This window comes from Bacillus sp. BSL6 (assembly GCF_052928345.1).
The window spans coordinates 155,624-181,401 of record NZ_JAVGCW010000009.1 but is presented as its reverse complement, the minus strand read 5'-3'; the positions used below and the strand labels follow the sequence as shown (position 1 = coordinate 181,401).

At 37.3% G+C, this 25,778-nt stretch carries 23 protein-coding genes and 1 other RNA gene; 18 read left to right on the top strand and 6 right to left on the bottom strand.

Annotated features, from left to right (window positions below):
* The first annotated feature begins 62 nt into the window (after positions 1–62).
* The 11 genes from RCJ96_RS23885 (at position 63) to eno (ending at position 11,410) form a co-directional block, all read left to right on the top strand.
* Entirely contained in the window at positions 63–947 is an 885-nt protein-coding gene (locus tag RCJ96_RS23885; protein WP_000863488.1) for an ABC transporter ATP-binding protein, read from the top strand.
* 3 nt (positions 948–950) lie between these two features.
* Positions 951–2,171 carry an ABC transporter permease gene (locus tag RCJ96_RS23880; RefSeq protein WP_074608743.1) on the top strand — a complete coding sequence of 407 codons (1,221 nt, stop codon included), beginning with the start codon at positions 951–953 and terminating at the stop codon, positions 2,169–2,171.
* A gap of 19 nt (positions 2,172–2,190) precedes the next feature.
* Positions 2,191–2,388, top strand: coding sequence for a hypothetical protein (locus RCJ96_RS23875; protein ID WP_001210631.1), 198 nt, complete (start codon positions 2,191–2,193; stop codon positions 2,386–2,388).
* A gap of 299 nt (positions 2,389–2,687) precedes the next feature.
* Complete coding sequence (gene rpoN, locus RCJ96_RS23870; protein WP_000647974.1) at positions 2,688–3,995, top strand: RNA polymerase factor sigma-54; 1,308 nt, start codon at positions 2,688–2,690, stop codon at positions 3,993–3,995.
* Between the two features lie 9 nt (positions 3,996–4,004).
* Positions 4,005–4,250, top strand: a complete 246-nt coding sequence (locus RCJ96_RS23865; protein WP_000869738.1) for a glutaredoxin family protein — start codon at positions 4,005–4,007, stop codon at positions 4,248–4,250.
* Positions 4,251–4,386: 136 nt separating this feature from the next.
* Entirely contained in the window at positions 4,387–5,415 is a 1,029-nt protein-coding gene (gene cggR / locus RCJ96_RS23860; protein ID WP_001258187.1) for a gapA transcriptional regulator CggR, read from the top strand.
* Between the two features lie 26 nt (positions 5,416–5,441).
* Positions 5,442–6,446, top strand: coding sequence for a type I glyceraldehyde-3-phosphate dehydrogenase (gene gap, locus RCJ96_RS23855; RefSeq protein ID WP_000161236.1), 1,005 nt, complete (start codon positions 5,442–5,444; stop codon positions 6,444–6,446).
* A gap of 139 nt (positions 6,447–6,585) precedes the next feature.
* The gene (locus RCJ96_RS23850) at positions 6,586–7,770 is read left to right on the top strand and encodes a phosphoglycerate kinase (protein ID WP_001036353.1); all 1,185 of its coding nucleotides are present in this window, start codon (positions 6,586–6,588) and stop codon (positions 7,768–7,770) included.
* 32 nt (positions 7,771–7,802) lie between these two features.
* Positions 7,803–8,558, top strand: coding sequence for a triose-phosphate isomerase (gene tpiA, locus RCJ96_RS23845; protein ID WP_001231036.1), 756 nt, complete (start codon positions 7,803–7,805; stop codon positions 8,556–8,558).
* On the top strand, positions 8,555–10,084 hold the full coding sequence (gene gpmI / locus RCJ96_RS23840; protein ID WP_001231150.1) for a 2,3-bisphosphoglycerate-independent phosphoglycerate mutase: 1,530 nt from the start codon (positions 8,555–8,557) through the stop codon (positions 10,082–10,084). Before tpiA ends, gpmI begins: the two co-directional genes overlap by 4 nt.
* A 30-nt stretch (positions 10,085–10,114) precedes the next feature.
* Positions 10,115–11,410: a phosphopyruvate hydratase gene (eno, locus tag RCJ96_RS23835; protein WP_000103957.1), complete on the top strand. Its 1,296-nt coding sequence runs from the start codon at positions 10,115–10,117 to the stop codon at positions 11,408–11,410.
* A gap of 50 nt (positions 11,411–11,460) precedes the next feature.
* Here eno and RCJ96_RS23830 read toward each other — a convergent pair whose 3' ends face one another.
* Complete coding sequence (locus RCJ96_RS23830; RefSeq protein ID WP_074608740.1) at positions 11,461–12,411, bottom strand: nucleoside hydrolase; 951 nt, start codon at positions 12,409–12,411, stop codon at positions 11,461–11,463.
* A 425-nt stretch (positions 12,412–12,836) separates the two neighbouring features.
* Here RCJ96_RS23830 and RCJ96_RS23825 point away from each other — a divergent pair, with 425 nt between their 5' ends.
* The 7 genes from RCJ96_RS23825 to ssrA all read left to right on the top strand — a co-directional run bounded on the left by RCJ96_RS23825 (position 12,837) and on the right by ssrA (position 19,250).
* Positions 12,837–13,205, top strand: a complete 369-nt coding sequence (locus RCJ96_RS23825) for a CidA/LrgA family holin-like protein (protein ID WP_000673222.1) — start codon at positions 12,837–12,839, stop codon at positions 13,203–13,205.
* Positions 13,202–13,894 carry an LrgB family protein gene (locus RCJ96_RS23820; RefSeq protein ID WP_000078304.1) on the top strand — a complete coding sequence of 231 codons (693 nt, stop codon included), beginning with the start codon at positions 13,202–13,204 and terminating at the stop codon, positions 13,892–13,894. The genes RCJ96_RS23825 and RCJ96_RS23820 overlap by 4 nt, the downstream gene beginning before the upstream one ends.
* A gap of 94 nt (positions 13,895–13,988) precedes the next feature.
* Positions 13,989–14,222, top strand: coding sequence for a preprotein translocase subunit SecG (gene secG / locus RCJ96_RS23815; RefSeq protein ID WP_000557262.1), 234 nt, complete (start codon positions 13,989–13,991; stop codon positions 14,220–14,222).
* 161 nt (positions 14,223–14,383) lie between these two features.
* Positions 14,384–15,124, top strand: a complete 741-nt coding sequence (estA, locus tag RCJ96_RS23810) for a carboxylesterase (RefSeq protein ID WP_000761976.1) — start codon at positions 14,384–14,386, stop codon at positions 15,122–15,124.
* Positions 15,125–15,266: 142 nt separating this feature from the next.
* Positions 15,267–17,687, top strand: a complete 2,421-nt coding sequence (gene rnr, locus RCJ96_RS23805) for a ribonuclease R (protein WP_242304749.1) — start codon at positions 15,267–15,269, stop codon at positions 17,685–17,687.
* A gap of 614 nt (positions 17,688–18,301) precedes the next feature.
* The gene (gene smpB, locus RCJ96_RS23800; protein ID WP_001123905.1) at positions 18,302–18,769 is read left to right on the top strand and encodes an SsrA-binding protein; all 468 of its coding nucleotides are present in this window, start codon (positions 18,302–18,304) and stop codon (positions 18,767–18,769) included.
* A 126-nt stretch (positions 18,770–18,895) separates the two neighbouring features.
* Positions 18,896–19,250: a transfer-messenger RNA gene (ssrA, locus tag RCJ96_RS23795) on the top strand.
* Between the two features lie 160 nt (positions 19,251–19,410).
* Here the strand turns inward: ssrA and RCJ96_RS23790 are convergent.
* The 5 genes from RCJ96_RS23790 to RCJ96_RS23770 all read right to left on the bottom strand — a co-directional run bounded on the left by RCJ96_RS23790 (position 19,411) and on the right by RCJ96_RS23770 (position 25,466).
* Positions 19,411–19,785 carry a YxeA family protein gene (locus RCJ96_RS23790; protein WP_416504306.1) on the bottom strand — a complete coding sequence of 125 codons (375 nt, stop codon included), beginning with the start codon at positions 19,783–19,785 and terminating at the stop codon, positions 19,411–19,413.
* A gap of 685 nt (positions 19,786–20,470) precedes the next feature.
* Entirely contained in the window at positions 20,471–21,628 is a 1,158-nt protein-coding gene (locus RCJ96_RS23785) for an AcrB/AcrD/AcrF family protein (RefSeq protein ID WP_270796333.1), read from the bottom strand.
* Positions 21,629–21,761: 133 nt separating this feature from the next.
* Positions 21,762–23,612 (bottom strand): FtsX-like permease family protein, encoded by a 1,851-nt coding sequence (locus tag RCJ96_RS23780; protein WP_416504307.1) that lies wholly within the window; start codon positions 23,610–23,612, stop codon positions 21,762–21,764.
* 16 nt (positions 23,613–23,628) lie between these two features.
* Positions 23,629–24,390, bottom strand: coding sequence for an ABC transporter ATP-binding protein (locus RCJ96_RS23775; RefSeq protein WP_074608730.1), 762 nt, complete (start codon positions 24,388–24,390; stop codon positions 23,629–23,631).
* Positions 24,391–24,422: 32 nt separating this feature from the next.
* Entirely contained in the window at positions 24,423–25,466 is a 1,044-nt protein-coding gene (locus RCJ96_RS23770) for a DUF418 domain-containing protein (protein WP_270796337.1), read from the bottom strand.
* Positions 25,467–25,778: the final 312 nt, after the last annotated feature.

Genomic DNA, 25,778 nt, shown 5'->3' with positions numbered 1-25,778 from the left:
GCGGAATTGCTTTAGGAATGGCAGTTATTTACTTTATTAAACAGTAAAAGGGGATGTTATATATGGCATTTGAAATTCAAGGTTTAAATAAAACATTTGGTGAATATAAAGCTGTTGATGATTTAAATATACGTGTAGAAGAAGGTGGAATTTTAGGGATGCTGGGCCGGAATGGTGCTGGTAAGACGACAACAATTCGTATGATCTTAGATTTAATCAAACCGGATAGCGGCCAAATTCTATGGAATAATCGCCCTTTTTCAAAGAAAGACTTGTCTATCGGCTATTTACCAGAAGAGCGTGGATTATACCCGAAAATGAATGTAGTGGAGCAATTAGTGTATTTCGGCAAGTTAGAAGGAATGCCAGCAAATCTTGCAAAAAGGCATGCGTTACAGTGGCTAGAAAAATTAGAAATGACACCACATTTAAAGAAGAAAACAGAGGAATTGTCAAAGGGAAATCAACAAAAAATCCAATTGATTTCAGCGATATTGCATAATCCGGAATTCATAATACTAGATGAGCCATTTAGTGGATTGGATCCTGTAAATGCAGAGATGTTAAAAAATGTTGTACTTGAGTTAATCGCGCAAAGAAAAACGATTATCTTTTGTAGTCATCAAATGGACAGTGTAGAAACGTTCTGTGAGGAAATTTGTATTATGAAAAACGGTCAAATTGTATTATCGGGTGCCTTGTCAGATATTAAGAAAAGTTATCAATACAAATATATGACACTGCAAACGGAAGGGGATATTGAACCGATTCTTAAGAAGAAAAATTTCAATTTTGAAAAAGTTAATCGTACGTTCATGATTAAAGTTAATGATGGAGAGGATGCATTTTCGCTGCTTGAAGATATTAAAACTAAACAATATATCCGAGACGTTTCTATTAAAGAACCTTCTTTACATCAAATCTTTGTTGAAAAGGCGGGTGCATAAGTAATGAGGAATTTCTGGATTGTTTTAGGGCAAACGTACTGGGATCGTGTGAGGACGAAAATATTTATTGGGATGACATTATTATTAATAGGAGGAGGGATATTCTTATTCTCTTTTCCAACTTTAGTACAAAAGTTTTCTGGAGAGAAAGAAAAAGCAAAGGTTGTATTTATTTCTGAAGCACCTAATGTTACGGTGGATCAATCTAATCTTAGTAAAGCTCTTCCGGAATGGGATTGGTCTTTAGGAGATAAAACAAAATTAAATCAATATAAGCAAGAATTGTTAGATAAGAAAATCGAAGCGCTCTTTATATTAAAAGAGGGCGTGGGTGCTGAACCAGTATTAGATTACTTTATGAAGCTGGATAATCCTAAGTTGATTCAAAGTGCACAGGTATTTGTACAAAATCAGTATTTTCAAAGTGCGGTAGTTAAACAACAGTTATCAGAAGAGGCTGTGAAATCACTGACGATGAACGTGCAAGCGAAAAAACAAAACTTAAATAACGAAGAAACAAGTTCTTTCTTACTAGTATATTTATTAGTAGCGATTATGTACTTAGCGATCACTTCATATGGAAATGCTATCGCGACAGCAGTTGCGTCAGAGAAGGCCTCACGTGTTATGGAAGTGATGGTCACAAAAGTATCTCCTGTCCATATGGTTTTCGGGAAAATTTTAGGAGTCGGTCTTGCTAGCTTGACACAGTTATTTATTTTCTTCCTTAGTATGGCGCTATATATTAAATCTGGAATTTTTAAGGTGTCGGATTCGTTTTTTGGAGTGAATATTGATGTGAATTTGATTACAGGTGAGCATGCTGCATATTTCTTGTTATATTTTGTTCTCGGTTACTTCGTTTATGCGGCACTTTTCGCAGTGTTTGGTTCGATGGTAAGCAGGCCAGAAGAATTATCCGGAACAACGATGCCAATCACTCTTATATTGATGGGAAGCTTAGTGGTGGAGTTATTAGTAGTACTTGATAACCCTGAAGGGCTAGTATCAAGGGTAACATCATATGTACCGTTTACAGCTCCGATTAGTATGGTAGTTAGGATTATTAATGGATCGGTTGGGAATTTAGAAATTATTACATCTATGGTTGTATTATTGGCTAGCATCAGCTTAATTGCTATGTTTGCAGCGAAGGTCTATCCAAAAGGTGTATTAAGAAGTGGTAAGAGCCTTAAATTTAGTCAATTGTTAAAAAATAATTAATTGTAGGGGGGAATAAATAATGAGATTTTTTTCGAAAAGAAAACAAAAAATGATGGATAGTAGTGGCGAGAGAAGTGCGAAAAAAATAGTTGAGTTATCTGTGGAAGAGATGAGAGGAATTCAAGGAGCGTCTAGTGAATCGAACGATTATCTCTATGATTCCTATGTAATTAGGAATCAAAGTTCCTTAGCTTTAAATAAGAGGTTTCTTCCTTAATAGTAATCATAAAAGAGTAGTTAGGCATAGTGAAGAGTCACTATACCTAAACTGCTCTTTTTATTTTGGGATTGAAAAGAGATAAATTTAATGTTGTTATATATAAAATTAAAAGTTACTATTAGTACGTGGTAATAAAAAATGAGTTTAATATTTTCTTTCAATATTATTCAAATTTCGGTTTTAAGTTGTAAATCTCATTAATACATATAAATTAATAATATTTTGGAATGGGTGTCTGTGATAGCATTCTCCTTTTACCAAACTTATTGTACAATAGAAACAAGGGGGAGATTAGTTTGAAGGCAAGTCTTTTACAAGAACAAAGCTTACGTTTGGCAATGACACAAGAGTTAAGGCAAGCGATTACAATGCTCCAGTATAATGTACAAGAATTATCGGAGTTTTTGTATGAGCAATCGTTAGAGAATCCCCTTATTGAGTTAGGTGGTTTTGAGAGGGAGAAGAAAAAGAGCTCTAACAACAGTAAAAGTACCAGCAAACAAGTCGAGAATCAGATGGAAATCTACAGTGTGGATTCTACAACGATTCAGCAACATTTATTAAATCAAATACAGTATTATAAAATAGAGGAAGAAGAGCGAAAAGTAGCTTCTTTCATTATTATGAACATGGATGGAAATGGGTATTTACAAGAAACGAATGAAGAGTTAGCAAATCTTCTTTCCGTACCACTTCATGTAGTCGACCGCTCTGTAGAGCTTGTCCAATCACTGGAGCCAGCAGGGGTAGGGGCGCGTAATATTCAGGAATGTCTAACCTTACAATTGAAGCGCTTACAAAGGCGGAATGGATTGGCAGAAGAGGTTGTAGAAGATCATTTCGCTTATTTCGTGAAGAAAGATTGGAGAAAGCTTGTTCAAGTGTTGAAGTGTAGTAATGAGGAATTGCAATCGGCGGTGAACTGTATTACGTCATTACAGCCGAAACCAGGTCTTGCGTTTTCTTCTGATAAACCACTTTATATTGTGCCTGATATGGCAGTGAAAAAAGATGGCGATCGTCTCGTTTTACAAATGAATGAGAGAAATATGCCGAGAATTGAAATTCATTCTGAATATAGTGCGCTTCTTAATAATAGTGAAAGTGAAGTAGCATCTTACGTTTCAGAAAAGTATCAGCATGTGCAGTGGATTATGCGTAGTTTGAAACAGAGAAAACAAACGCTTTTGCAAGTAATGACCATTATTATGGAAAAACAACGTGATTTCTTCTGGAAAGGTCCGGAGTATTTAAAGCCACTTGCTTTAAAAGAAGTAGCAGAAGAGTTAAGCGTCCATGAATCGACAATTAGTCGGGCAACGCGAAATAAATATGTGCAAACACCACACGGTTTATTTGAGATGAAATCGTTCTTTAGTAATGCCGTTTCGACTACTGAAGATGAAGCAGTTTCTACAAAGCGTGTAAAACAATTTATTCAAACGCTTGTTGAGGCAGAGAATAAGAAAAAGCCACTTTCAGATCAAAAGATTTCAAAATTATTAGAAGAAGAGCATGAAATCGTTATTTCTCGAAGAACAGTGGCGAAGTATAGAGAGCAAATGCACATTCCAGCGTCGTCATTACGAAAAACAATCGGATAGGTGAGGAAGATGAAAGTTGTACTGTATACAAAAAATGATTGTGGCCTTTGCGTGAAGGCGAAACAAGTTTTACAGGAAGTACAATGTGAATATTCTTTTCAAATCGAGGAAATAGATATATATGAAGATAATGACCTTTTAGAAAAATATCATCTAATGATTCCGGTTGTAGAAATAGACGGAAAACAAGTAGAATATGGTAACATTCACAAAGGTGTCATAATAAACTATATAAAGAATGCAGTTAAGAGTTGAATAAGTTTCTATCTCCTGTTACAATAATACACGTAGCAGGGATTATTTTTTTAACCTATGTGGGACACAAAATGTCACTACGGGACGTAAAGTGACCATGGAGGAAAAATGAACCGATGTAGTGAGGAGAAAAGATATGCGCTCATGGATTCAGAACACAAAAAAATTATTACCTGATCTGCTACCTGTTATGCAAACGAGAATGCAAATTCTTCAATACATTAGGCTCATGCAGCCGATTGGAAGAAGAAACTTATCAGCAAGTCTCGGTATGACAGAACGAGTATTGCGAAGTGAAGTTCAAGTTTTGAAAGAACAAAACTTAGTTCACGTCGCTTCTTCTGGAATGACATTGACAGAAGAAGGAACAGCTTTAGTTCTTGCTTTGGAAGACTTTATGAAAGAAATTTCCGGGTTAAAGGTTTTAGAAAAGCAACTTAAGGAAACATTAGACTTGGATGAAGTTTTCGTTGTCCCTGGTGATAGTGATGAATCGCCTTGGGTCAAACTGGAGATGGGCCGTGCTTGTGTGACTTGTATAAAAGACCGTCTGACAGCGAATAATATCGTTGCTGTGGCTGGAGGAACTACGCTAGCTGCTGTTGCGGACATGATGCAGCTTGATTGCAAAGATTTACATATGCTATTTGTCCCAGCACGTGGTGGAATTGGAGAAGGCGTCGAGTTAGAAGCCAATACTATTTGTGCCAAGATGGCGCAAAATACGATGAGTAATTATCGCTTATTGTATGTTCCAGACCATGTTAGCAGCGAAGCATATGCGTCTATTGTGACAGAGCCTTCCGTGAAAGAAGTTCTTGAGTTGATTCGATCTTCCAATATCGTCATTCATGGAATAGGTGATGCGTTAACAATGGCACGTCGCAGAAATACTTCAGAAGCAGATTGGTTAAAGATTCAGGCAAGCGAAGCAGTTGGCGAAGCTTTCGGTTACTACTTTAATGAACAAGGAAATGTTGTTCATAAAGTAAGAACAGTTGGTATGCAACTTGAGGATTTACAAAATGTATCTCACGTTGTTGCAGTCGCTGGAGGTTCTTCAAAGGCAAAGGCAATACAGGCTGTAATTAAACAAGGGCACACTTCAATTCTAATTACAGATGAAGGTGCAGCAAAACAGTTAACAAAGGGTATTACCCTTTAATATAATCCCCCAAGGAGGAAATTCAAATGACTAAAATTGGTATTAATGGATTTGGACGTATCGGACGTAACGTATTCCGCGCAGCTCTTAACAACTCTGAGGTAGAAGTAGTAGCAATCAACGACTTAACAGATGCTAAAACATTAGCTCACCTTTTAAAATATGACACAGTTCACGGAACTTTAAATGCAGAAGTATCTGCTAACGAAAACAGCATCGTTGTTAACGGTAAAGAAATTAAAGTTATCGCTGAGCGTGACCCAGCTCAATTACCATGGAGCGACTACGGAGTAGAAGTAGTAGTAGAATCTACTGGCCGTTTCACTAAAAAATCAGACGCTGAAAAACACTTAGGTGGATCAGTTAAGAAAGTTATCATCTCAGCTCCAGCTTCTGACGAAGATATCACTGTAGTTATGGGTGTTAACCACGAACAATACGATGCAGCTAACCACAACGTAGTATCTAACGCTTCTTGTACTACAAACTGTTTAGCTCCATTCGCTAAAGTATTAAACGAAAAATTCGGCGTAAAACGCGGAATGATGACAACAATTCACTCTTACACTAACGACCAACAAATCTTAGACTTACCACACAAAGATTTACGTCGTGCTCGTGCAGCAGCTGAAAACATGATCCCAACATCTACTGGTGCAGCTAAAGCTGTAGCATTAGTATTACCAGAACTTAAAGGTAAATTAAACGGTGGCGCTGTACGTGTTCCAACTGCTAACGTTTCTCTAGTTGACCTAGTTGTTGAACTTGACAAAGAAGTAACAGTTGAAGAAGTAAATGCAGCATTCAAAGCAGCAGCTGAAGGCGAATTAAAAGGTATCCTTGGATACAGCGAAGAGCCATTAGTATCTATCGACTATAACGGATGTACAGCTTCTTCTACAATCGATGCATTATCTACAATGGTAATGGAAGGTAACATGGTTAAAGTACTTTCTTGGTACGATAACGAAACTGGTTACTCTAACCGCGTAGTAGACCTAGCAGCTTACATGACTTCTAAAGGTCTTTAATTCTTAATTATATAAGTTATCAATGACAAAACGAGGGAGAGGGTTTGTTCCCTCTCTCTCTTCTTTCGTTTTAAAAGCAAATGTGTTAAGCTTTTGAGTGGGTTTTGTCAATCCTAACTAGTAGTCGGAGGGAAATCCAATGAACAAAAAATCAATTCGTGACGTAGATTTAAAAGGTAAGCGTGTATTTTGCCGCGTTGACTTCAACGTACCTATGAAAGAAGGCAAAATTACAGATGAAACTCGTATCCGTGCAGCTCTTCCTACAATTCAATATTTAGTAGAGCAAGGTGCGAAAGTTATTTTAGCAAGCCACTTAGGCCGTCCAAAAGGTCAAGTAGTAGAAGAAATGCGTTTAACTCCAGTAGCAGCACGTTTAGGCGAGCTTCTTGGTAAAGACGTTAAAAAAGCAGACGAAGCATTCGGACCAGTTGCACAAGAAATGGTTGCAGCAATGAACGAAGGCGACGTATTAGTTCTTGAAAACGTACGTTTCTATGCGGGCGAAGAAAAGAACGATGCAGAACTTGCGAAAGAATTTGCAGCTCTTGCTGACATCTTCGTAAACGATGCATTCGGTGCAGCTCACCGTGCTCATGCTTCTACAGCAGGAATCGCAGACTACCTACCAGCAGTATCTGGTCTATTAATGGAAAAAGAGTTAGAAGTATTAGGTAAAGCACTTTCTAACCCAGAACGTCCATTCACAGCTATCATCGGTGGGGCGAAAGTAAAAGATAAAATCGGTGTAATTCGTCATCTATTAGACAAAGTAGATAACTTAATCATCGGTGGCGGACTTGCTTACACATTCGTTAAAGCTTTAGGTCATGAAATTGGTCTATCTCTATGTGAAGACGACAAGATTGAACTAGCAAAAGAATTTATGCAACTTGCAAAAGAAAAAGGCGTAAACTTCTACATGCCAGTTGATGTTGTAATCACTGAGGAATTCTCTGAAACTGCAACAACTAAAATCGTTGGTATCGACTCTATCCCTTCTAACTGGGAAGGCGTGGACATCGGTCCTAAAACACGTGAAATTTATGCAGATGTAATTAAAAACTCTAAGCTTGTTGTATGGAATGGACCAATGGGTGTATTCGAAATGACTCCATTCTCACAAGGTACAAAAGCAGTAGGACAAGCATTAGCAGATGCAGAAGGTACATACTCTGTTATCGGCGGTGGTGACTCTGCAGCAGCTGTTGAAAAATTCGGTATGGCTGATAAAATGAGCCACATTTCTACTGGCGGCGGTGCGTCATTAGAATTCATGGAAGGTAAAGAGCTTCCAGGTGTAGTTTGTCTTAACGACAAATAAGTAGCAGCCAAAGAAAAAGGACGGTGCAAAGCATGCGTAAACCAATTATCGCAGGTAACTGGAAAATGAATAAAACTCTATCTGAAGCAGTTAGCTTCGTAGAGGAAGTTAAAGGTCAAATCCCAGCAGCTTCAGCTGTTGATGCAGTAGTTTGCTCTCCAGCTCTATTCTTAGAGCGCCTTGTAGCAGCGACTGAAGGAACTGATTTACAAGTAGGTGCACAAAACATGCACTTCGAAAAAAATGGTGCATTCACTGGCGAAATTAGCCCAGTAGCACTTAGCGACTTAAAAGTAGGCTACGTAGTACTTGGCCACTCTGAGCGTCGTGAAATGTTTGCTGAAACAGATGAGTCAGTAAACAAAAAGACTATCGCAGCATTTGAACATGGTTTAACACCAATCGTATGTTGTGGTGAGACTTTAGAAGAGCGCGAAAGTGGAAAAACATTTGATCTAGTAGCAGGTCAAGTGACAAAAGCACTTGCAGGTTTAACAGAAGAGCAAGTTAAAGCAACTGTTATCGCTTATGAGCCAATCTGGGCTATCGGTACAGGTAAATCTTCTTCTTCTGCAGATGCAAACGAAGTATGTGCGCACATCCGTAAAGTTGTTGCAGAAGCTGTTTCTCCAGCTGCTGCAGAAGCTGTTCGTATTCAATACGGCGGTAGCGTAAAACCAGAAAACATTAAAGAGTACATGGCACAATCTGACATCGACGGCGCTTTAGTTGGCGGTGCTAGCTTAGAGCCTGCTTCGTTCTTAGGTCTTCTGGAGGCGGTAAAATGAGAAAGCCAACAGCTCTAATTATTCTTGACGGTTTCGGACTTCGTGAAGAAACTTACGGGAATGCTGTAGCACAAGCTAAGAAACCTAATTTTGATGGTTACTGGAACAAGTTCCCTCACACAACGCTTACAGCTTGTGGCGAGGCAGTAGGTCTTCCAGAAGGTCAAATGGGTAACTCTGAGGTTGGTCACTTAAATATCGGTGCTGGCCGCATTGTATATCAAAGCTTAACACGCGTAAACGTTGCAATTCGTGAAGGTGAGTTCGATAAGAACGAAACGTTCCAAAGTGCAATTAAAAGCGTAAAAGAAAAAGGTACTGCACTTCATTTATTCGGTTTACTTTCTGACGGTGGTGTGCACAGTCACATGAACCACATGTTTGCTCTTCTTCGCTTAGCAGCTAAAGAAGGTGTTGAGAAAGTATACATTCATGCATTCTTAGATGGCCGCGATGTTGGACCAAAAACAGCACAAAGCTATATTGATGCAACAAATGAAGTAATTAAAGAAACAGGAGTAGGACAATTCGCGACTATCTCTGGTCGTTATTACTCCATGGACCGTGACAAGCGTTGGGATCGCGTAGAAAAATGTTACCGTGCTATGGTGAATGGTGAAGGACCTACTTATAAATCAGCGGAAGAGTGTGTAGAAGACTCTTATGCAAATGGTATCTATGATGAATTCGTATTGCCGTCTGTAATTGTTAACGAAGATAACACGCCAGTTGCAACAATCAATGATGATGATGCAGTTATCTTCTATAACTTCCGTCCAGACCGTGCAATTCAAATTGCTCGTGTATTTACAAACGAAGACTTCCGTGAGTTCGATCGTGGTGAAAAAGTACCTCACATTCCAGAATTCGTATGTATGACACACTTTAGTGAAACAGTAGATGGTTACGTGGCATTCAAGCCAATGAACCTTGATAACACTTTAGGTGAAGTTGTTGCGCAAGCGGGATTAAAGCAACTTCGCATCGCGGAAACTGAAAAGTATCCGCACGTTACATTCTTCTTTAGCGGTGGTCGTGAGGCTGAATTCCCAGGAGAAGAGCGTATCTTAATTAACTCACCGAAGGTTGCAACGTATGACTTGAAACCTGAAATGAGCATTTACGAAGTAACGGACGCTTTAGTAAATGAAATCGAAAATGATAAACATGATGTTATCATTCTTAACTTTGCGAACTGTGATATGGTTGGCCATTCTGGGATGATGGAACCAACAATTAAAGCAGTAGAAGCAACTGACGAATGTTTAGGAAAAGTTGTAGAAGCGATTCTTGCAAAAGATGGTGTAGCACTTATTACTGCTGACCATGGTAATGCTGACGAAGAATTAACTTCTGACGGAGAGCCAATGACAGCTCATACAACTAACCCGGTTCCTTTCATCGTTACTAAGAACGACGTAGAATTACGTGAAGGTGGTATCTTAGGTGATATCGCTCCAACTATGCTTACACTTCTTGGTGTTGAGCAACCGAAAGAAATGACAGGTAAAACAATTATTAAATAATTTGCTTATATAAAAAGGAGAGAATTTATTATGTCAACAATTATTGATGTTTATGCTCGCGAAGTCCTTGACTCTCGTGGTAACCCAACTGTAGAAGTAGAAGTTTACACAGAAAGCGGCGCTTTCGGACGCGCTATCGTACCAAGTGGTGCATCTACTGGTGAACACGAAGCAGTAGAATTACGTGACGGTGACAAATCTCGTTACCTTGGTAAAGGTGTTGTTAACGCAGTAAACAACGTTAACGAAATTATCGCTCCAGAAATCGTTGGTTTCGACGTAACTGACCAAGCTGGTATCGACCGTGCTATGATCGAATTAGATGGCACTCCAAACAAAGGTAAACTAGGCGCTAACGCTATCCTTGGTGTATCTATGGCAGTAGCTCACGCAGCAGCTGATTTCGTAGGTCTTCCATTATACCGTTACCTTGGTGGATTCAATGCAAAACAATTACCAACTCCAATGATGAACATCATCAACGGTGGTTCTCACGCTGATAACAACGTAGACTTCCAAGAGTTCATGATCTTACCAGTTGGTGCTCCAACATTCAAAGAATCAATCCGTATGGGTGCTGAAGTATTCCATGCACTTAAAGCTGTATTACATGACAAAGGTCTTAACACTGCAGTAGGTGACGAAGGTGGATTCGCTCCAAACCTTGGTTCTAACCGTGAAGCATTAGAAGTAATCATCGAAGCTATCGAAAAAGCTGGTTACAAAGCTGGCGAGAACGTATTCTTAGGAATGGACGTTGCTTCTTCTGAGTTCTACAACAAAGAAACTGGTAAATATGACCTTGCAGGCGAAGGCCGTACTGGCTTAACTTCTGCAGAAATGGTTGATTTCTACGAAGAGCTTTGCAAAGACTTCCCAATCATCTCTATCGAAGATGGTTTAGACGAAAACGACTGGGATGGTCACAAATTATTAACTGAGCGTCTTGGAAGCAAAGTACAATTAGTTGGTGACGACTTATTCGTAACTAACACTCAAAAACTTGCTGAAGGTATCGAAAAAGGTATCTCTAACTCAATCTTAATTAAAGTTAACCAAATCGGTACTTTAACTGAGACTTTCGAAGCTATCGAAATGGCTAAACGTGCTGGTTACACAGCAGTTGTATCTCACCGTTCTGGTGAAACTGAAGATGCTACAATCGCTGACATCGCAGTTGCAACTAACGCTGGCCAAATCAAAACTGGTTCTATGAGCCGTACTGACCGTATTGCTAAGTACAACCAATTATTACGCATCGAAGACGAACTAGGCGAAATCGCTGTTTACGATGGTATCAAATCTTTCTACAACATCAAACGATAATTGTAGAAAATAACGACAGACCGTGAGAAATCACGGTCTGTTTTTTTATGCTAAAATTGCTCACCCGTCATAAGTGACATGAAATGTTTAAAGAAACGATTATAATCAAAATCAATTGCGATTTGATGACTCGGCCAATCCATAAATGGTTTAGAATTTCCTAAAGAACGAAATTCCCCTATGCTTGCTCCTTGTGCATAAGATTCGGTCATGACAACGATAGGTGATTTGTGATACGTAAACATAGAGTTATCAAGTAAAGCGAGTATTGGCATTGTGTCATGGAAGGGGCTACCCTTTAAATGTGGTAGAGCATTTTTATAATAGCCGTAGTAATAATGATCGAATAACGGTTTGACGAGTGGGGCTTTTCCTTTTGCTTCAATATATTCAGCCATTTCTGGTGTAATGATGGAATATTGGGTGACGTTTAATGGATAGATGTACATGTTAGGTGAGGATTGAAGGACTATATTAGCGGCAGCAGGATCGCCATAAAAGTTTGCTTCAGAAATAGGGGTAACATTACCAGGATGTAAAAAGGCACCGCCCATTACGTAGTAAGATTTAATTTGTTTCATTAACTGTTTGCACATGATAAATAAAATTGCTAGAGAGGTAAGTCTTCCTAAACTTACAATGATTAATTCATCTTTATACTGTTCAATAAGAGGAATCACTTCAAAGAAATTCTCCATTTCTCCGTTAGTCACATTCCCATTTGGAATAATTGGCCCAAGCCCTTGTTTCCCGTGTACTTCTGTAAAAAAAGCAGGCGGGGCACCAGTAAGAGGGCGTTCTGAACCACCGAATATCTTAATATTTCTATTCCTTGTTTCATTCTTAAGAAAATGAGCATTTTGTACGGCTATCTCTTTTGGAACATTGCCGTAATCAGCAACAATACCGATGATTTCTATTTCATCGATAAAGAATGCTAAGAGGAGAGCCATCGTATCATCAATGCCAGGATCACAAAAAATAAGAACTTTTTTGGGCATATGTTCACCACCTATCTTGTTTATCCCACTTTAATGGGCAGTAAGACCCCCACCTCAAAATTCAGCGAAAGCAAGGAATTTAGGTGGGGTCGGGCTGCCCATAAAAGTCCGATTGGTGAGGGCTAATAATCAGTGGGGTTAAAGAACCCCCCACTGATTAAAGTTTCACTTTATATATATGTAAGCTTAAAGGTAAAAAGATTATTTTATTGAAATAACAACCTTTAAAATTCAGAAAATAAAAACTTCTTATATTAGGTCAAGGTTTTTGACTTAATTTCCTCTTGGAAATGTAGTCATATCAAGGTTGTAAGCGTATAACATAGGTGTTTTTTGATGTCAAGTTGATAAATTGCAGCTTTTTACAATTTATACTATGATAAAGATATTAACAGAAGATCGTATAAACAAGAGGGATGATGAACATGAAATTTACAAAGATTCTTGTCCAAATTGCTGCTCTTTACGTTTTTTATATGGTTGGAACTTGGGTACAAGAAATGTTAAATATTCCAATCCCAGGAAGTTTGATTGGAATGTTCCTCTTACTTGTTTTACTTAGCCTAAAAGTTCTTCCAGTGAAATGGTTCGATTTAGGAGCAGAAACACTCGTTGCTATTATGCCGTTTTTATTAATTCCGCCAACGCTTGGCCTAATGAATTACGGTGCTTTTTTTATGAGTAAAGGAATTTCTCTTTTCATTACAGTTGTAGCGAGTACATTTTTAATCATTATTGTCGCAGGACATACAGGACAATATCTTGCGAATAGAAAGGAAAGAGAGTCGCGATGAGTCAAATATTAATCGGGATCGGTTGGGTTCTTTTTACGGTGCTATTATATCAATTATCTAAAAAAATCTATAAATTATTTCCAACACCATTCACCATTCCAATGCTTGTAGCAACAGGATTAATGGCTTTCCTATTTATCGTGCTTGATATACCGTATCAACATTATATGGAAAGTGGTGGTGGCTGGATTGCAAAGCTACTTGGACCCGGTGTTGTAGCATTTGCAATTCCTCTTTATAAACAACGCCACGTTCTTCAAAAATATGTTGTACCGATTGCCGGCGGGGTACTAGTAGGTACAACAGTTGCCATTGCAAGTGACTTTGCTATTGCGTCACTTATGGGAACAGATAAAAGCTTAATTTTATCTTCTTTACCAAAATCAGTGACAATGCCAGTTGCGATGAGTGTTTCAGAGCAAGTTGGTGGTGTACCGTCATTAACAGCAGCTTTCGTTGTTATTGCAGGTATTACTGGAACGATTACCGGCCCGCTTTTATTAAAATGGAGCCGTGTTACAAACTCAGTTGGTAAAGGGATCGGATTTGGATGTGCTTCTCATATTATGGGTGTGATGAGAGCGATGAAAAATAATGAACATGAAGGTGTTATTGGATCGGTAACAATGACATTAACAGCGATTTTGACATGTTTGCTCGGGCCGTTATTTGCAATGATGTTCATGTAGTAGAAGAAAAGCGAGAGCAACCTTATAGCTCTCGCTTTTCTATAGAATTTATGCTACAGTTACAATAACTGAATTTTTGTAGGAGGTACGCCAAGTGCATACGTTATTATCCGTTTTACTTATTATTGTATCGATTTTAATGATTGTTATGGTACTTATGCAGTCTAGTAATAGCTCAGGCCTTTCAGGTGCAATTTCAGGCGGTGCAGAGCAATTATTTGGTAAGCAAAAAGCACGTGGAATTGAAGCGGTATTAAACCGTATTACAATTGTTTTAGCTGTATTGTTCTTCGCATTAACAATTGGTGTTACGTACTTAAACTTATAGAATTGAAAGAAGAAGCGTTAGTAGGATGTACTAATGGTTCTTCTTTTTTTGTTTTGCCATTTGAAAGATGTTTCTAATTAGATTATAGAAATATAAATATGGTACACTAGATATAGAAAGAATACGACTAGATTACAGAAGAGAAAGAGGAGAAGTACATGATGAAATTAGCATCTCCGAAACCATTTACATTTGAGGGTGGAGACCGCGCTGTTTTATTACTACATGGATTCACAGGAAACTCAGCTGATGTACGCATGTTAGGGCGTTTCTTAGAAAAGAAAGGCTACACTTGTCATGCGCCAATTTATAAAGGGCACGGTGTACCACCAGAAGAACTTGTTCATACAGGTCCTGAAGATTGGTGGCAAGATGTAACGGAGGCATATCAGCTTTTAAAAGATAAAGGTTTTGAGAAAATTGCTGTCGTTGGATTGTCACTTGGCGGCGTATTTTCTCTAAAATTAGGTTATACAGTACCGGTTTTAGGTGTAGTGCCAATGTGTGCACCGATGTATATTAAGAGTGAAGAAACGATGTACCAAGGTATATTGGCATATGCCCGCGAATATAAAAAGCGTGAGCAAAAATCACCAGAGCAAATCGAACAAGAAATGTTGGAATTCCAAAAGACACCGATGAATACATTAAAAGCATTACAACAATTAATTGCTGACGTACGTAACAATGTGGACATGATTTATGCACCAACATTTGTTGTACAAGCGCGTCATGATGAAATGATTAATACAGATAGTGCGAACATTATTTATAACGGTGTAGAATCAACGTTAAAAGACATTAAATGGTATGAAGACTCTACGCATGTCATTACACTTGATAAGCAGCGTGACGAGCTACATGAGGATGTATATAACTTCTTGGAGCAACTAGATTGGTAAGATCTAGTTGCCTCTTTTTTTCATAAGGAATTTTTTGTGAAAACTGTAAAAATCATAAGGGGAGTATTGAAGTTTCGCTTTATACATCCCCTATCTTTCGGATACACTAAATAATATAAGGTTTTAAAGGAGGTATTTTTGCTTGGAAGAAATCATACAAGAACATATTGATAAGTTGTTATTATTTATGAGAGAAGAAGCGTATAAACCGCTAACGATACAAGAGTTAGAAGAGGCATTTGGGATTGAAGGTTCTGAGGGCTTTAAAGATTTCGTAAAGGCACTTGTAACGATGGAAGAAAAGGGACTTGTTATTCGTACTCGTAGCAACCGTTACGGTCTTCCTGAAAAGATGAATTTAATACGTGGTAAGTTAATTGGACATGCACGTGGCTTTGCGTTTGTTGTACCAGACGAGAAGAAAACAGGAGACGACGATCTTTTCATTCCGCCTACAGAATTAAACGGTGCGCTTCATGGTGATACAGTATTAGCACGCCTTAGTTCTCAATCGAGTGGTTCGCGTCAAGAAGGTTCCATTGTACGCATTTTAGAACGCGGAACGAAAGAACTAGTTGGTACATATACAGAATCGAAAAACTTTGGATTTGTTATACCTGACAATAAGCGCTGGACGAGTGACATTTTCGTATTGAAAAGCGCATCAATGGGCGCTGTAGAAGGTCATAAAGTAGTTGTGAAAATTACGAGCTATCCAGAGAATCGTTTAAGTGCAGAAGGTGAAGTTATTCAAATTCTAGGTCATAAAAATGACCCAGGAGTAGATATTTTATCTGTTATTCATAAACATCATTTACCTTTAGCATTCCCAGAGGAAGTGATGGAACACGCAAACAGTGTACCAGAAACGATTTCAGAGGAAGATTTAAAAGATCGCCGTGACCTACGTGACCAAATGATCGTAACGATTGACGGTGCAGACGCGAAAGATTTAGATGACGCTGTTACAGTAACGAAGCTTGAGAACGGTAACTATAAGCTTGGCGTTCACATTGCGGATGTAAGCCATTACGTTCAAGAAGGTTCTCCAATTGATGTAGAAGCAGCAGAAAGAGCGACGAGTGTGTATCTTGTTGACCGTGTAATCCCGATGATTCCGCATCGTCTATCTAACGGTATTTGTTCATTAAATCCGAAAGTAGACCGTCTGACGTTATCTTGTGAAATGGAAATCAACAATTTAGGTGACGTTGTAAAGCACGAGATTTTCCAAAGTGTAATTAAAACGACAGAGCGTATGACGTATGCTGACGTAAGAAGCATTTTAGAAGATGAGGACGAAGAATTAATTAAACGCTATGAGCCGCTCGTACCGATGTTTAAAGAGATGGGCCAATTGGCACAAATTTTACGTGAAAAACGTATGCGCCGCGGGGCAATCGACTTTGACTTTAAAGAAGCGAAAGTATTAGTAGATGAAGAAGGAAAACCGACAGACGTTGTTATGCGTGATCGTTCTGTATCAGAGAAGTTAATTGAAGAATTTATGCTTGTCGCGAACGAAACAGTAGCAGAGCACTTCCACTGGATGAACGTACCATTCATGTACCGTGTCCATGAAGATCCGAAAGAAGATAAGCTAGAGCGTTTCTTTGAGTTTGTAACGAACTTTGGATATGCGGTAAAAGGACGTGCAAATGAAGTACATCCTCGTGCGCTGCAACAAATTCTTGAAATGGTTCAAGGGCAGCCAGAAGAAGTAGTCATTTCGACAGTAATGCTTCGTTCTATGAAGCAAGCACGTTACGATGCAGAAAGTTTAGGTCACTTTGGTTTATCAACTGAGTTCTACACACATTTCACATCACCAATTCGTCGTTACCCAGATACGATTGTTCATAGATTAATTCGTGAATATATCATTAACGGTAAAGTCGATAATGAAACGCAAGCAAAATGGCGTGAAAAATTACCTGAGATTGCAGATCATTCTTCTAATATGGAACGCCGTGCAGTTGAAGCAGAACGTGAAACAGACGAAATGAAAAAAGCAGAGTATATGGTCGATAAGATTGGTGAAGAGTATGATGGTATGATTAGCTCTGTAACAAACTTCGGTTTATTCGTAGAGCTTCCAAATACAATTGAAGGTCTTGTACACGTTAGTTACTTAACGGATGATTACTATCGTTATGATGAGCAGCACTTCGCAATGATCGGCGAACGTACAGGTAACGTATTCCGCATTGGTGACGAAATTACAATTCGCGTTATTAACGTAAACAAAGACGAGCGTGCAATTGACTTTGAAATCGTTGGTATGAAAGGTACGCCTCGTCGTAAGTTCAAAGACCGCCCAGTCGTTATCGAACAGCCAAGAACAGGCAGAAAGAAACGCGGCGGACGTAGCGAACGCAGTAATGAGCGCGGCGGAGAACGTGGCACAGGAAGAAAATTTGATCGTGGTGGCAAAGGTAAAGGAAGAGGATCTGCATCCGCGTCCGCTAGCCAACCAGGGAAAAAAGATGGTAACGGCAAGAAGAAAAAAGCATTCTTCGAAAACGTACCAGGATTCAAGAAGAAGAAGAAAAAGCGTAAGTAAGAAAAGGATGGCTTCGCTTTGATAAAAAGCGGGGCTTTTTCTTTTTTCTTAGTGGCTGGAGAACGAGCTACTTTCGCTTTTTATGAAATCCAGCTACAGTGGCTAGAATGTTCGGCGGCTTCGCTTCTTCCCGAGAGGCAAAGAGCGCCTCAAGGTCAGAAGCTCCATCCACCTCACATTCTGAATGAGCCACTTTCGCTTTTTATCGGAATCCAGCTACAGTGGCTAGAATGTTCGGTGGCTTCGCTTCTTCCCGAGAGGCAAAGAGCGCCTCAAGGTCAGAAGCTCCATCCACCTCACATTCTGAGCGAGCCACTTTCGCTTTTTGTATAATCCAGCTACAGTGGCTAGAATGATTGGCGGCTTCGCTTCTTCCCGAGAGGCAAAGAGCGCCTCAAGGTCAGAAGCTCCATCCACCTCACATTCTGAGCGAGCCACTTTCGCTTTTTGTATAATCCAGCTACAGTGGCTAGAATGTTCGGCGGCTTCGCTTCTTCTCTAGAGGCAAAGAACGCCTCAAGGTCAGAAGCTCCATCCACCTCACATTCTGAGCGAGCCACTTTCGCTTTTTAGTAACATTTGTTACAATAGTAAAAATAGAGGAGGGACGTTATATGCCAAAAGGTTCAGGTAAGGTTATTGCACAAAATAAAAAAGCATTTCATGATTATTTCATCGAAGAAACATACGAAGCAGGGCTTGTCCTTCAAGGAACGGAAATTAAGTCGATTCGCGCTGGACGCGTGAACTTGAAAGATGCGTTTGCACGTGTACATAATGGTGAAGTATGGGTTCATAATATGCATATTAGTACGTACGAACAAGGAAATCGTTTCAACCACGATCCGCTTCGCACGAGAAAGTTACTTCTTCATAAAAAAGAAATTGAGAAGTTAGCGGGTGCTTCAAAAGAGACAGGATATGCACTAGTTCCAGTTAGAATCTATTTGAAAAATGGATTTGCGAAAATGGCACTTGGTTTAGCAAAAGGTAAGAAACAATACGATAAACGTCACGATTTAAAAGAGAAAGAAGCTAAACGTGAAATTGCACGCGCGTTCCGTGATCGCCAAAAGATGTAATACAGATATTTACATTTGTAAAACGGCGCGCGTATGTTATAATAACTTATGTAAGATTGTTGCACATTGAAAAACAGCTCTTAGTAGCTATCACGAAATTTTCTTCGTATGCTCCATTTTTATCATGGGGACGTTACGGATTCGACAGGGATAGTTCGAGCTTAGGTTGCGAGTCGAGGGGATCGGCCTCGTTAAAACGTCAAAGCCTATAATTGGCAAACAAAACAATCTTTCTTTAGCTGCTTAATTGCACTAAAGGTTCCTCCCTCCATCGTCCATGTGGTAGGGTAAGGGACTCAAACTAAGTGGACTACGCCGGAGTTCGCCGTCTGAGGACAAAGGAAGAGAATAACCAGACTAGCAACTTGGAAGCCTGTCGATAGGCTGAAGAGTTTGCGAAATGCTAATATATCGACTACACTCGTAGAAGCTTAAGTGCCGATATTTTTGGACGTGGGTTCGACTCCCACCGTCTCCACCAATACATATTTGGTGGTTTTTTATTTTTGTATGATATGAACCATAATCTTGCCAGGTTGGTGAGGTTATGGTTCTTTTTGTTTGCGGCAAATTTATGATTCCAAAAATAAAGGGAGTATCTCTTGTTAAGTAAGAGATACTCCCTTTATTTGTTTTAATAATTATTTTACACCTAATTTTTCTTTTGTTTTTGCAGGTAAATCTGATTTTTGTACTTCTTCATAAGATTTAACCTCTGTGTTTGGTATATCTGTTTTCTTTTCGTCCTCTTGTTTAATGTAAAGGCGTAAAAATGCATTTTCTTTCATTTTTTCATTATTTGGTTTTTCGCTAGTGAAAGTAACTTTCTTTTCGTCTCCATCTTCATTATAAGTAGGTAAAGAATAGACGCGTCTATTATCTTTAATCTCACCTTCACCTTGAATTTGAACGTAGTATTCTTCTGTGCCGATTTTGCTTGGGGAAGATACATCACATCCAACCGCAAAGCTAGCGAATAAGGCGAAAGTAGCGCATGAAGCAAGTAATTTTTTCATATGAAAACTCCTCTATAAGTTATTTGTGTATTTAAATTGGACTAACTAGTTATTAGTTTACAAGGGATAAATATTTGCAAACATCGATGTATCTAACTGGAAACTTACATTTTTGTAAGGAATCCTTATTTTGAAATCTATCTATATAAAAAGTGATTTTTAGTCATCTTGAATGATTTTAAATTTAAAGTAGTAATGAAGATATATTATATGAAAAGTTGTTGAGCGATTTTAGTAATAGCCGCAACACCAGATAGTAAAATAAAACCGCCTAAGCAAGAAACAGTAACAATTTGGTTGAATAATAAGTTTTGGTTTTCTTTCATAAGGATTCGCTCCTTTAATTAATTTAGTAATGTATGATTGCAATGAATTTATATATTACATGAAAAGTTGTTGAGCGATTTTAGTAATAGCCGCAACACCAGATAGTAAAACGAAGCCGCCTAAGCAAGAAACAGTAACGATTTGGTTGAATAATAAGTCTCGGTTTTCTTTCATGAGAATTCGCTCCTTTAAAAGTGTTTTTATTGTTGATTGATTATCTACTTTTAGTTTATATGAAATGTAAGATTGGAAACATCGAAGTAGCTAACGATTGGCTTACAGTATTGTAAGGAATCTTACAGAAGTATGAAAAAAGGCTATTCTATTGAAAGAATAGCCGAAGCAGAAGTAAATGTTGTTATGAAGTTTTCTCATCTAACTTCATGTTTTTTATGAATTGTTTCGTTTCTGGATTCGTAAGGAGAAGTAAGCGGAAGGATGTTCCACCGTAGTAAACGCATTTCTTGATTTTAGTAACTATTGTTTGTTTTTGTGTAGGAGAAAGACAATCGATGTCATGTTCTTCTAACAAATAAATAACCTCTAACATATTCTTTTCTGCTTTTTGGGCGATACGATTAGATTTGAATTTTATATACATGAAATTAATGGTTGCCCCAATTGTATAAGGTAATAAAGCTAATTGAGCTTTCTTTTCTAAATTTGTTTTAAAATCATTCATATTAAAATTTGTTTCCCCGCCAATTAGTACAGAAACATCTTGAATAAAAATAACGAGTAATAATAGCGTTGTAGCAATCATTGAATTGGATATGAAAAAAGCATTTTCTGTACGACTTAGTTGATAAGGAGGTCGTATCCATACAATTCCCATTTGGACAATAATGCCGATGAAAATTGTTAAGATGATAGAGAAGTCATTTAAAAGATCAAAATGAGTTAAACTACCTATTGTTGATAATAAACTAGTACTTATTATCGCTCCAGTGATAACTGAAGAGAGTATTAATACTATGGTCATTAATATATTTGTCCATTGTAGTGCAAGATAAAGGCTAGTTACTGTTACTGCACTTAGAAGTAAAATCATTTGCATCACATTAGAGAATAGGTCTGAAAAAGACGATGAGATGGATGCATTAATTTGTAATAAGCTATTGAAGCTCGATGTAGCGATAAGCAAGCTGTACAATACTTTTGTATAACACTTATAAATGTATCTACGATAAGGTAATTCTTTATGGGAGTCAAAGAGAGAAAAGAAGGTTAATTCTTTCACCTTTCGATGTTCTTGTTTCATTTCGAAGTAAATATTTTTAGCGAAATATAAATAAAGTAACATGACCATAAGCCAACTAATATTAACGAGCCACAATCCGTAAGACTCTCTAGGGTTAAAAAGAATAGAAATTATTTTTGTTCCCATATACATATAAATAGCAATAAGAATAAATACATTTGTTTTTTTTCTTAAGTTATAGGCAGAAAATTTTCTGATTTGTTTACTAAAGAAAAAGTATAGAGAATTTCTTAGTAGTTGTTTCACATGCTGCAATAAAATAGCTCCTTTCAGTTCATATCAGTTGTTGAAATTTAAAATAGAATTAAGTGCATATATTAGTATAGTGTATAAATGATTAATATGGGATATAAAAAAGCTGATGACAGCACGTCACCAGCTTTTTTTATTATCTTTCTTTCGGAAGTACAATCCCTTTATATAATTGAACTGTAATTAAGTAATAAACTGTATAGATCACTGCGAAAATTGCCAATGGAATCCAAATGCGGAAGTATGGATCAACCACAATGATGGAGAACAGATTCATACCAACAATTACATGGGAGATACCAATAGTAGCCGGGAATAAAAATACTAACAATAACTCCTTATAGATTGATCTTGCTAATAGCTCACGACGTACTCCTATTTTACGTAACATTTGATAGCGCTTCGTATCTTTCGTTGCACCAGATAGAATTTTAAACATTAAGCAACTTGCCATCATAGCTAAGAAAGCAATTCCTAAGAAGAAGCCCATAAAGACTGTACCACTTGTGAAATTGTACATGAATTCGTAAAAGCTATATTTACTATTCAACTGATCCGTAGTTACATCTTTATATTTTGCTAATTGTAATTGATCAAGTTCTTTCCATTCTTTCTTATACGCTGCATAATCATTAGTTTTTCCGATTACAACATATTGTTCTACTGTCTTTATTTGATTGTACATCTTTTGGTCTACAATTTTTATATGTTGTTGTTTGTATAAGTATTCAGGCTGTATTTCTTTGAATGCATTCTTCCATTCTTCCGAAAGAGTAGGACCGTCAATTGTATCGTTTTGACCTTTCTTTACAATTGCTCCAACAGGAAGTTCACTTGCAGTTTTTTCTACTTTACCGATTTTCTTTTTCTCAAATCCAATTTGAACGAGAGGTCGATTCTTTTCTAAGTCTTCCTTCAAGTAATAAACAAATTGCTGATCTACTTTGTAGCGATAGTCTGCTTGTTCTTCAAATTTTATATTTTTTAATATTTTTTTCTCATCTGCTGTTGGGTTATGAACTGCTACATCATATAGTTTAGTAATATCGGTAGCTAGGCTAATATTGTTTTTAAAAGCCATTCCGCCAGCAATTGCTCCAACTGCAAGTGCAATTAACATTGCTACAGTTGCTAATACTTTCGTTAAATCATTCACTCGGAAGGTTAATTGAGCAAAAGTAAAAGAGTTTAATCCTTTTTCATTTAATGGCTTAATCTTTTTGAGTAATTTCATAGTTAACGGTAATAAAGAAATGAAAATAAGATATGTTCCTAATGTCGTTGCTACGGTAGCGATAGGAAATCCAGCAAATGATAAAGTTTCTATGTTTATTAATGCTGCATATCCAATTGCTAATGAACCAGCACCAATTACTGATACAAAGAAAGTTTTGATTCCTTTTACTGAAGGTTTGTCTGTTTTCATCTCAGAATGAACGAGTTGTAATATTGTAATGCGAGATAGTTTTGCTGTATTCATAATGGCAGCTATGAGAAACAGAATGAAGAAAAATATTACTGTTATACGAATAGATGGAATATAAAGAGCATGGTATCCATCGGAAGTAAAATCTAACTCTTTCATAAGGAGTTGTCCAATTCCTTTAGAAAGTCCGATACCGATTCCAATCCCAATAATAAGTGAGCTGATACCGATAGCTAAAGTCTCTATAAACATGAGCATTGTAATTTTATATTTTTTTGCACCTAACATCATATACATACCGAATTCTTTTTGCCTTAATGAAAGTAAAAATGAATTCGCATATAAGATGTAGAAGAAGGTGATAGTCGCTAATAAAAACGAACCTATTTGAAAGATGATTCCAATAGTGCTCACCATTGCATTTGCTTTAATAAATGAATCATTCGTCGCTAGTGTTTGGAACATATAAAAGATAGAAATGGACATAACAAGTCCAATTAATAAGACAATGTAATCTCTTATTTTACTTTTTAGTCCTGACATGGAAAGTTTGAGTAACATGTTGTAAATTCCTTTCTTATGCTTTTTGTGTGCCTAAATCAGCAAGTACATTTAAAATTTCTTTATAGAACATTTCGCGGTTTGTTGTACGATGTAGTTCTCTATATAGCTCACCATCTTGAATGAACAAAATGCGCTGGCAGTAACTTGCGCTAAATGGATCATGAGTAACCATCATAATTGAAACATTTTGTTCTTCATTAAGGCTTTTCATTGCATCTAAAAGGCTAGTTGCATTTTTAGAATCAAGTGCTCCTGTTGGTTCATCTCCTAAAATAATTGCTGGCTCATGAACGAGTGCGCGTGCAGCAGCGGAACGTTGTTTTTGTCCACCAGATACTTCTGAAGGATACTTTTTTAGAATTGCTGAAATTCCTAACATCTCTGCTACTTTCGTTACCTTTGGTCCAATTTTTCGAGAAGGAACACCCTGCAGGGAAAGTGGCAATGCAATATTTTCATAGATTGATAAATTTTCTAAAAGGTTAAAGTCTTGAAAAATAAATCCTAATTTTTTAGAACGGAAATCAGAGAGTGCACCTTGCCTCATTTTTGTAATATCAGTTCCAGCAATTTCAACTTTGCCGTCTGTTGCATGATCTAATGTAGAAATTACATTTAATAATGTTGTTTTTCCTGAACCAGATGGTCCCATAATTCCTACAAATTCACCTTCTCGAATTGAAAAGGATACACCTTTTAAGGCGTATGACTGATTTTCACCTTTTTTACCATATACTTTCTGAACATTTTTTACGTCTACAACAGGTCTTTGCATTTTTATATCCTCCTATATGTTATTTCTTACTATTATTTTTTTCGGATAGGCATTAAGTTCCAATAAGTTAAGCAGCGCCAAATCCATTCTACAGGTCCAAAATTGAAATATTTTAACCAAACGTTGCTAAGCAAGATTTGTAGAATCCATGTTAGGAAACAAACACTTACCATAGCGATTGCTGGTGAAAATACGTTTAGAGTTAGTGGTAAAATGAACATTCCAATAAAGGTCTGTCCTAAATAATTACTCATTCCCATTCTCCCGTAAGCTTGTAATGGTTTTAATACAGTGCTTCCTACTGTACTTTTCAACAAAGCTACAAGGATTAAAATATAAGTTATTGTGAGAAATGGCTGTAAAATGTTTAGTAGTATAAAAGATAGCTTTGCACTTGGTGTTAGCATTTGTATAGTAATTCCAATTATAGAAACACCGCTAAACATAATAATGAGCCATTTATGAAGATTTGGACGTTGCTTCAATTTTGTTAGAACATCCAACTTCATTAGTGAATACCCTTCTATAAAATAGATTAAAAATGAAGTTATCATAGTTAATATTTGAAGAGCATCAAGAAATGGCGGTATGTTCGACTTTAACTGAAATATATAATCGTAAGATACTATACTTACGATTATGCCTATTACATGTAAGCTTAAAGAAATTACTAACAATAACCGGCTAGGAACTTTATGAAGACTTAATAATAGTAACCCGACAATGGCGTAAGAGATTAAAACATCTCCTCCCCAAATGCTAGCGTGTAATAGACCGATTAATGCCAGTATGATCATACGACGTATATAAATAAAATATGGTTGCCCCTTTGCTTTCACCCGGGCCAAGAATAGGGCTGATCCAGCACCAAATAGTAGAGAGAAAATGGCATAAAACTTGCCGGTTACTAAAATGTTAACCCATTTGTTATCTGGTAAATTAGTATTAGATACACCAACTTCGTTAAAAAACATAGATATATTCACTAAGAAAATGCCAATTAAGGCAAAACCTCGTATGACATCTAAATCAACAATTCGATTCTTTTGAGGTAAACTTTGTTTTATTGCATTCATAATCCATACATCCTTTCTATGATGATTTTTAGTACATGTATTGCTTAATTAACTATTGTTAGTTTACAAGTGATTAAAAGTTGCAAACATCGATGTATCTAACTGGAATCTTACATTTCTGTAAGGAACCTTCATGTAGATATTTTTTATGTACATAAAAAGACTCTAAGGAATTACTGGTAAGTAGTAATTCTTTAGAGTCTTTTTGATGAGGAATAAGTTAACTTGAAAATCAAATAAATTGAATGAAAAAACAAATAAAACTGAAAATGGCATAAAAAGAAAAATTTGTTATAATAGCGGATGTTGTAT